We start from the raw sequence: 8,783 nt of genomic DNA, 5'->3' as shown, positions 1-8,783 counted from the left end.
CGCAAATTCAACAGATTGAAGATCGCCTGAATCATCGCCCTAGAAAAACCTTAGGCTACCGAACTCCGCATGAAGTACTATTTAATCTCATGCCTACTCCTGTCGCAATTCGAACTTGACATCGCAAGGCATGCCGGAGAAGCGCATGGAATATGCGCGCTGGCAGGGTCGATCTTAAATTTTAATATCCTATCGATTGTCCCATCGATTGTCTTATTGATTGCGCATTAAGTCATTATCCAACTGGCGATCAATGCGGCAATGCAGGCGACGATGAGCGCAATGCTAATCCAGCCTGCAACCAAGGAGGGCATACCGGTACGTGCCTCCCCCATAATCCTGACATCGCGCGCCAGCAATTGCAGCGCTATCACATGCAAAGGTAACAGCACCGCATTGACGACCTGACTGGTGTAAATCAAAGGGATCAAAGGTAAACCAGGTAGCGACACCACGCTGGCAGCGGCCACCGTAAGACCGACAAAGGCGGCATAAAAATACTGAAAATGACGCGAATCGAGATCAAGCGAAGCCGGTTCGCCTATCCCCTCGGCGATCGAGTAAGCAGTCGCTATTGGCACGATGGCGGCGGCCAGTAAGGATGCGCCTAACAACCCAACCCCAAACAAGACAGTGGCAAACGAACCCGCCAAAGGGCGCAGCGCCAGCGCCGCGTCGCTGGCATCGTTGATGTGTATGCCAGCACGGTTCAAGGTGGCGGCGCAGGCCACCGCGATCGCCAGTCCGATCACGCCGGTCAGTAGCGAGCCGATGACGACATCGACTCTTTCCCATTGCAAATTGGCTACCGTAATTTTCTTATCGACCGCATACGATTGTATAAAAGCCAGTCCCCAGGGTGCCAGGGTGGTACCCAACGTAGCAGCAATCGCGATCCAGCCCAGATTATCAACTGGCATATGCGGTACCACCGAGTTATGCCAGACCGCTGACCAATCCGGTGCCGCCAGAATGCCATCGATGATGTACAAAGCCAGCGTGGAAGATATCACCAGCAAAACCCGCTCTATGCGGTGAAAGGACCCGAGCACCACCATCAAGGAAATCAACACCGCCGCCAGCGGTGCACTGATCCATGAAGGGATGCCGATCAGTGAGCCTGCTGCCGCGATACCCGCATACTCTGCGCAGATAGTGCCGAAGTTGGCAAACAGCAGACCAAGCACGGCGATATAACCCCAGCCGCGTCCCCAACGCTCGCGTATCACACCGACAAAACCCTTACCGCTAGCTGCGCCTAGGCGCACCGCCATCATATGAAACTGCACCAGCAAAATGGTCGAGGCCGGAATGATCCATAACAAGCGGTAGCCATGATCGGCCCCCAGCACCGAATAGGTGGTGATACCAGCCGGATCATCGTCCGACAAGCCGGCCAATAGGCCTGGTCCCAGCACTGCCAAAAAAGCAGAAAAAGCGCCGATACCGGCAGCCCGAAAACGTGCAAACTGCAAGGCAATACCACGTTTATGATGCGCCACGGCATGCGCTGGTGCGCCCTTACGTAGACGTCGGTGATGCGCTGCGGATAGATGTTTATTATTATTCATTTCGAGTAAATCATAGGTCGGCTATCTGTTTAAACTAGCTAAATTAAGCGATGTTCGTTAAGCGTCGCCAAGTAAATTCATCGATATGACTGTGCGCAGTGCGCCCATCTCATATCGATTAAATTGGTTTTTTTAAGATTCAAAAAATTTCTCGGCGCAAAATTCGCAGAAAAACTTTGCTAGCACTCGCTGTCCTCGGTTCCGCAAATGAGTGTTACTGGAGTTGCTGGAGTTGCTGGAGTTGCTAACACTTCCCTGGTAAAGATTAAATTATCAAGCAAGGATACAAAATCGCTCCCAAAGCCAAACGGATGCATGGGAAAATCGTCTATTCCTGAGTCATTAGTCAGCGGTAAATCGCTGAGCAGCATCCTCGCTACCACCGGCAGCTAGCACCTAAACTTCATCGGACCAGGGCTTGCTGAGAAATTTAAACGTAGAAATACGGTTCACCGTATCGGCCACCGTTTTCAGATCGTCGTTACCAGACAGTACCATGCGTATGGTATCCGGACAAAGCTCGCTCACGCGCGCCAGAAACTCAGAGCCATTCATTTCTGAGACACGCTGGTCGCAAATGACCACCTGTACCAGATTATTTTCCAGCATCAGCAGGGCCTCAGCGGTCGTATGCGCCAACAGAATTTTATAGCCGTCCTGACGCAGTAAGCGCACCAAGACATTGAGGATATTATTTTCTTTATCGATCAGCAATAAGGTCTGAATCGCGCCGTTCTCGCTCGCGTCGACTAGCCGCGCATCATTGCTAAGTAATAACTTCGCCATTTCATCCGGCGCCACCGGACGACTGAACAGATAACCCTGAATCTCATCGCAGCCAGCCTTGCGCAAATAACCAAGCTGTCCTTCAGTCTCGACGCCTTCAACGATCACCGTGATACCCAGCCGTTGCGCCAGCGCGATCGAGGCATTAACGATCGCCGCGCTTCTAGGATCGGTCGTAATATTGCGCACGAAGCCCTGATCAATTTTTAATTTATCTAGGGTAAAACGGCTCAGGTAACCGAGCGAAGAATAACCGGTGCCAAAATCATCGAGTGAGACCGATACCCCCATCTTGCGCAGCTGCGCGATTTGGAGCAGCGAGGAATCCATATCACGTATCATCGCGCTCTCGGTCAACTCCACTTCCAGATAGCGCGGCTCCAGCCAGGTATCATTTAGCGCCTCCCTCACCATCGCCACCAGCGTGCCGGTGGCAAACTGGTAAGCAGACACGTTGACAGCGACCCGTACCGGTGGCAGTCCGGCATCCTGCCACGCCTTATTCTGAGCGCAGGCGGTACGCATTACCCAGGCACCAATAGAGAGGATGAACCCGGCTTCTTCGGCCAGGGGAATAAAGATAGAGGGGGAAATCATGCCTAACTCCGGGCTGCGCCAACGCAGCAATGCCTCTACCCCGCAAATGAGGCCGTCGCCAAGCGACACCTGCGGCTGATAGTGCAACAATAATTCCCCTCTTTCCTGGGCATGTCGCAGATGGCTTTCCAACACGATCTGACGTAGCGCCCGCGCATTCATTTCGGCGGTCAGGAAACGTATGCTATTGCGCCCCTCGCTCTTAACCAGCGACAGCGCCATATCAGCCCCCTTGAGCAACTCGGCAGGCGAGCTGCCATCTGCCGGATACAGACTGATACCCATACTGGCCGTGACCGACACTTCCTCGTCCTGTATCTGCAGCGGTAGGGCGATCGCCGTCATGAGTTTTTGTGCGATCAGGGTGATCTCATTGACGTCGCCAAAATAGCTCACGACCATGGCAAACTCATCGCTGCCCAAATGTGCCAGGGTGTCACCCGGTGCCAGCAAGGCTAGTAAGCGGCGCGCCAGTTCTTTCAAAAAAGCATCGCCGGCATCGTGACCAAGGAGGTCATTCACATGTTGCAAACGGTCGATATTGAGCAATAGCAGCGCCACCTGACGGCTCTCCGATTGAGCACTGTCTATGGCTTGCTGCAGACGATCGCGTAACAATACCCGGTTCGGTAATCCGGTCAGGGCATCGTGCTGCCACAGAAAATCGACGCGCTCCTGCGCTTCAACAATTGCGCTGCGGTCGCTGAAAATACCGACATAATGGGTAACGATGCCGCTCCCGTCTTTGACTGCGCTAAAAGTGAGCCAGGCCGGGTAAGCTTCACCGCTCTTGCGCCTGTCCCAGATTTCCCCCGACCAATGTCCCCCCGTATGCATACAATTCCACAACTGCTGATAAAACAGCGCATCCTGCTTATCTGACCTGAGGATAGACGGTTTTTTTCCCAACACTTCGGCTTCGCTATAACCAGTAATTTTTTGAAAATTCGGGTTTGCCGCCACAATCAGACATTCGGCATCGGTCAGCATGATGCTCTCATCGGCATTCTCAAAGACACAGGCAGATAGGCGCAGACGTTGCTCTGCCTGACGATGAACGCGACGCTGCGCGGCCTCGCGTAATTCGCGCTCAACCGCAGGCGCCAGTCGCGCCATATTGCTCTTCATTAAATAGTCCTGGGCGCCGGTACGCATCAATTCGATTGCGGTCTCGTCGCCGATAGAGCCGGAAACCACGATAAACGGAATATCCAGAGCAGTGGCCTGCAAGGTCTTGAGTGCCTGTTTCGCGTCAAAACCGGGCAAGGAAAAATCACACAATACGACATCCCAACTCTGGGCCCGCAGTGCCTGCTGCATTTGCTCGCCCGTCTCTACCCTGGTATAGCTCACTTCAAAACCAGCTTTGCGTAGATGCCGTAGCATCAGGGCAGCATCGCTGGCAGAATCCTCGACGATTAATACGCTAAGTAGGGTATCCATGTTGTACTCAGGGCCGAGGTGGCGCTTCGTTGATGACTAACCAATACATGCCCAGCTGTTTTATCACCTCGGCAAATTGATGAAAATCGACCGGCTTGCGTATATAACTATTGGTTCCTAGATCATAACTGGAGGCCAGATCCTGTTCTTCGTTGGAGGACGTGAGTATCACCACTGGTATGCGACGCGTGCGACTGTCGGCGCGTATCAAGCGCAATACTTCCAAGCCATCGACGCGCGGCAGTTTCAGGTCTAGCAAGATCAAAATCGGGTTATCGCTGTCGTTGGCGTCGCGCTGATGCGAGGCACCAGTCAGAAATAAATAATCGAGCGCCTCTTGCCCATCCTCGGCCACGACCAGCTTATTGCGGATACCGGCTTTCAAAAAAGCGCGTTGCGTTAAGCCTATGTCGCTAGGATTATCTTCCACCAGCAATATTACTTTTTCTCTCATCATGTATCCTTGTTAGTGTCTTTAGAGCTCACTAGGTTCTGCTTCACAGATTTTGCTTCACAGGCTCAATTGCACAGACTCAATTGCTGATTTGTTCGGTAGAGTAAAAAAGAAACAGGCTCCGGCATCAAGACGAGCTACGGCCCAGATTTTGCCACCATGTCTATGGACGATACGTTGCACCGTCGCCAGACCAATACCGGTGCCGGGGAATTCACTGACTCGATGCATGCGCTGGAAAGCGCCGAATAGTCTTTGTGCATGTGCCATGTCGAATCCAACCCCATTATCGCGTACGAAATAGGCATCTATCAGTTGTTTGCTAGCCGGCTCCACTTCGCGACACGCGCCAAATTCTATGCGGGCCAGAGTGCGCGGAGCGGTAAATTTCCAGGCGTTCTCAAACAGGTTCAGCAACACAATTTCAAGTAAACGGGGATCCCCCACGACCCGCAAACACGGCTGTATCACGAACTCAATCTGGCGCTGGCCATACGACTGTTTGAGTTGTTCGGCAACGGACAAAGCTAGCTGACTGAAATCAACAGACTCGTGTTTAATCTCGCCACGAGTGACGCGTGCCAGTTGCAGCAAATCATCAATCAGTTGCCCCATGCGTTGCGTCTCGGCGCGAATACGCGCCACATACTCATGCGCCGTCGTATCGAGCTGCTCACCATAATCTTCCAGTAATGCCAGACCCCAGCCGTCTATGCCACGCAAAGGGGAGCGTAGATCATGCGACACCGAATAACTGAAACTTTCCAGTTCATGATTGGTTTCCAGTAACAGTGCCGACTTATGTTCCAACGCCACCATAGACTGTGTCAGACGTGCCGCCATCTGGTCAAATGCCTGTGATAAATCGCCCAGTTCATTCTTAACATTGACGGCCGTGCGCACGCTGAAGTCGCCCTTACTGAAGGCATCGGTGCCTTGTTTAAGCTGACGAATCGGCCCCAATATCTGCGTCAACGACGTCACATAATTGAGCAAAATAATCGCCCCTATCAACAAAACCAGCAGTGCCACTAGCCAGCTGGTGCGCCACTGCGCATCAATAATTCTCTGCTCGCTCAGGCGTGCCAGGCGGCTTGCATCCGCGCTGGAATTCTGTGTCATTACCATAATCTGAGTGATCAGGCGTTTTTCCACTTCCTGCGCCAGCTCCATCTCTTGTTGGTTGCCGCTGCGATGGCTGTCTAATACGACCAATTGCGAAAAAGTTTCTTGCAAATATTGTAGCTGCAGTCGCAGCTCACGCATGATGGCAAGTTCCTCCGTCTCTTCAAACATGTCTTGCGCCAGACTTCGGGTTAGCGAGCCATAGCTTTGCTGCCATTGCAGCTTGGCACGTTCAGGCCGCGCAATGATATATTCGAAAGCAACCAGGCCCAAGCCACTGATACCTTTCGCCACGGTATCGGTAGCAAAATCACTGCGTGCCTTAGCCTGGTGCGTTTGTCGTATGGAGTTAAACAAGATCGCTGCAATGATACTGATCGCCAGCAGCGCCAGGAGGGTACCAAAAGTTTGCTGGGTTTTGATTTGCATAGCTGGGCTAGCGCACTATCTTGACCGCATCGGGCTGGACTGCCGTCAGTGCATCCATGTTAATCGCGTTTAAAAAATTCGGCATGACGCGCTGTTCGCTAAATTTATTCTGCATTGCCCAACGCGCCTGATCTTCCAACATAATCAAAAGGTTCTGGTCTAGTTGCACCACGAAGCGGTAATTCGGTCCAACCACGTCGAAGGTAGCCGGATCAATACCCATCAGCGCTACGATCATCGCATATGCCTCTTTTGGCATGTCATCAGCATAGCGCTTAGCCTTAAGCAAGGCTCTTAACACGCGCTGAGTCTGATCCTGATTGGTCACCACCCAATTGCTGCGGGCCGCCAAATTATAGTCAAGCACGAAGCCGCCATCGCTGCGAAACTCTACGCCATTGGCACCGAGCGTCTGTTTAGCAGCACTTAACCAGGGCTCCCAGGTGGCGATCGCATCGACTTCTCCGCTCTGTAGAGCAGCTAACATTTTCTCCGGCGCGAGACTGGTCAAATCTAACTGATTTAATCCTAAACGATGCCGGGCCAGCATAGTGCTGAGTACAAAATGGCCATCCGTGCGAAAGGTCACGCCGACCGGCTTATCTTTCAAATCAGTCAGTGTGCGAATTGCACGATCACGCCGCGCCACCACACCGTACGCCCTACTTGCTGTAAAAATGGTTGCCACAATACTGACACGCTCGCCGTTCATGGTCGCATACATGACAGGGATATCGGCAACCGTCGCCAGATCGGCGTGATTTTTCAGTGCCGCGTTAAGCGCATCACGGCCACTGGTATGCGGCTGCAGAGTGACATCGAGTCCCTCTTCGCCAAAATAACCTTTGGCCAGGGCCAGGTAAGGCAGGCCGGAGCCAGGATAGGTGGTCACTGCGATAGTGAGTTTATGCCGTCCCGACAACGGTGGCAGTATGCGCGCCATTAACGGCTGCCAAAAATACCCACACAGCAAAACGAATATCAAGGTCAGAGCTGAGGTAACAGCCAACACTTTATTGCGTTTTGCTGCACTCATATCTATATTCTCCAGAGGATGGGCTTCTGAATCTCCCACATTAGGACTTACGCAAAACCGCTCCCAGCGTCTTTGTATCCACCAATCCGGAGAAATTTTACCGAAGTTCTTAGATGTTTTTATTGACAAAAAAACTTCTATTTACAACATCATAGACCAAATTTTTGCAACGCGTTTGAGCTTATTCAATTGCTGTCTGGGCGCTGATCATCCTTGCCCGCGCTGCGACTCCGACTGCGCATAAGCACATATTGTTTTCGGAATTCCAAACCGCGTTCTGGCCAATTACGTGCATAGGCGGTCAAGCTATCTTGCACCCCGTCAAAATCCTCGCCATTCACGCGGCAATCCACCGCCAATCTGCCCTGACTATCGCGCGAGACAAACATACGCAGCCCCAAAAACTTCTGGCTTTGCAGCAAATCATGCAAGGCCGCTGTGCTTTCGGTAAACAGGCAGCAAGGACAAAACGGATGTGCCTCTTTGGGTTCGGGTGCAGGCAGCGTAGCTAGATGCGCCACCGGGCCGAGTAGCACCTGTCGGTAATACTGCATACCGTCCGGCTGCGCCCCCGGCGCCACACTCATCTCTATCACGGTGCAGTCTAAGGGAGTCTCACGCGTCGCGTCAGTCAAAACGACCAGATCCATTTGCGTCCAGGCGCGAAAACCCTCGGCGACCGCCAACGCTTCGCTAGCCCCTATCGCATGCTGATACTCATAAATCCCATCCGGAAAATATTCGGGATGCGCGACATGCATTTTCGTGCAAGTGCGCACCCGACCATCGGCCAAAGTAATGGATTCTATAGGCTCCACTTGCAACAGCAAACCACTGGCCAGACGCAGCCCGGCGTCGCTCCATGCGAACTCTATCCCTTCTATCAGTAAGAGATCAGCCAGCGCCTGCATCAGAGTGGGATCAGCTTGCCGCTGCGTTGCGACACTTGCGACCTCAGGATGGGCAAGCGCAGGCAACTTGGCCGTTGAAGAAAATCTATTCTTGAAAGAGCTGAAAATATTGATAAGTGACATAAAAATGCGCTAAGAAAGAGGCGGTGCAAGCGGCACTGCCAAACAGCGCATTGTACGGATTTTCAGTCTGTATGGGCGATGCGGATATAGATAGTCAGATACGTCGCTACGTTCGCAGCGCCGCGCCTGCGAATTCGACACTTAGAAATTTAAAAAAAGGCATGAGCCCAGCGCGCATATCCCATGCGGCTTACAGGCTAGGCAGGCTGGAGAAGCGCATAGAATATGCGCGCTGGCGGGGCCACTTGAAATTTTCAACTATGCTAAAACAGAATGAGGACCAAGCTTGTCCGAAAAAACTAACAAAA

Annotated in this window: 6 protein-coding genes; all 6 read right to left on the bottom strand. The window is 52.5% G+C overall.

Annotated elements, in window-relative coordinates; translation table 11 throughout:
• Positions 1 to 227: 227 nt before the first annotated feature.
• Positions 228 to 1,571 carry an NRAMP family divalent metal transporter gene (locus tag ACO0K8_RS16570; protein ID WP_422947758.1) on the bottom strand — a complete coding sequence of 448 codons (1,344 nt, stop codon included), beginning with the start codon at positions 1,569 to 1,571 and terminating at the stop codon, positions 228 to 230.
• 396 nt (positions 1,572 to 1,967) lie between these two features.
• Positions 1,968 to 4,397 carry an EAL domain-containing protein gene (locus ACO0K8_RS16565; protein ID WP_422947757.1) on the bottom strand — a complete coding sequence of 810 codons (2,430 nt, stop codon included), beginning with the start codon at positions 4,395 to 4,397 and terminating at the stop codon, positions 1,968 to 1,970.
• Positions 4,398 to 4,404: 7 nt separating this feature from the next.
• The gene (locus ACO0K8_RS16560; protein WP_422947756.1) at positions 4,405 to 4,851 is read right to left on the bottom strand and encodes a response regulator; all 447 of its coding nucleotides are present in this window, start codon (positions 4,849 to 4,851) and stop codon (positions 4,405 to 4,407) included.
• Positions 4,852 to 4,908: 57 nt separating this feature from the next.
• A complete protein-coding gene (locus ACO0K8_RS16555) occupies positions 4,909 to 6,405 on the bottom strand; it encodes a sensor histidine kinase (protein WP_422947755.1) in 1,497 nt (498 codons plus the stop codon).
• 7 nt (positions 6,406 to 6,412) lie between these two features.
• Entirely contained in the window at positions 6,413 to 7,441 is a 1,029-nt protein-coding gene (locus ACO0K8_RS16550; RefSeq protein WP_422947754.1) for an ABC transporter substrate-binding protein, read from the bottom strand.
• A gap of 185 nt (positions 7,442 to 7,626) precedes the next feature.
• Positions 7,627 to 8,475, bottom strand: coding sequence for a DUF6348 family protein (locus tag ACO0K8_RS16545; RefSeq protein ID WP_422947753.1), 849 nt, complete (start codon positions 8,473 to 8,475; stop codon positions 7,627 to 7,629).
• Positions 8,476 to 8,783: the final 308 nt, after the last annotated feature.

Origin of the sequence: Undibacterium sp. Ren11W, from assembly GCF_049340485.1 — a bacterium.
In the GTDB taxonomy this organism is placed as follows: domain Bacteria; phylum Pseudomonadota; class Gammaproteobacteria; order Burkholderiales; family Burkholderiaceae_D; genus Undibacterium.
This window is presented reverse-complemented; position numbering and strand designations above follow the sequence as displayed.

Coding starts and splice junctions, on each gene's coding strand:
- ACO0K8_RS16555 (WP_422947755.1), bottom strand. CDS start 6,405: ATGCAAATCAAAACCCAGCAAACTTTTGGTACCCTCCTGGCGCTGCTG.
- ACO0K8_RS16560 (WP_422947756.1), bottom strand. CDS start 4,851: ATGAGAGAAAAAGTAATATTGCTGGTGGAAGATAATCCTAGCGACATA.
- ACO0K8_RS16570 (WP_422947758.1), bottom strand. CDS start 1,571: ATGAATAATAATAAACATCTATCCGCAGCGCATCACCGACGTCTACGT.
- ACO0K8_RS16545 (WP_422947753.1), bottom strand. CDS start 8,475: ATGTCACTTATCAATATTTTCAGCTCTTTCAAGAATAGATTTTCTTCA.
- ACO0K8_RS16550 (WP_422947754.1), bottom strand. CDS start 7,441: ATGAGTGCAGCAAAACGCAATAAAGTGTTGGCTGTTACCTCAGCTCTG.
- ACO0K8_RS16565 (WP_422947757.1), bottom strand. CDS start 4,397: ATGGATACCCTACTTAGCGTATTAATCGTCGAGGATTCTGCCAGCGAT.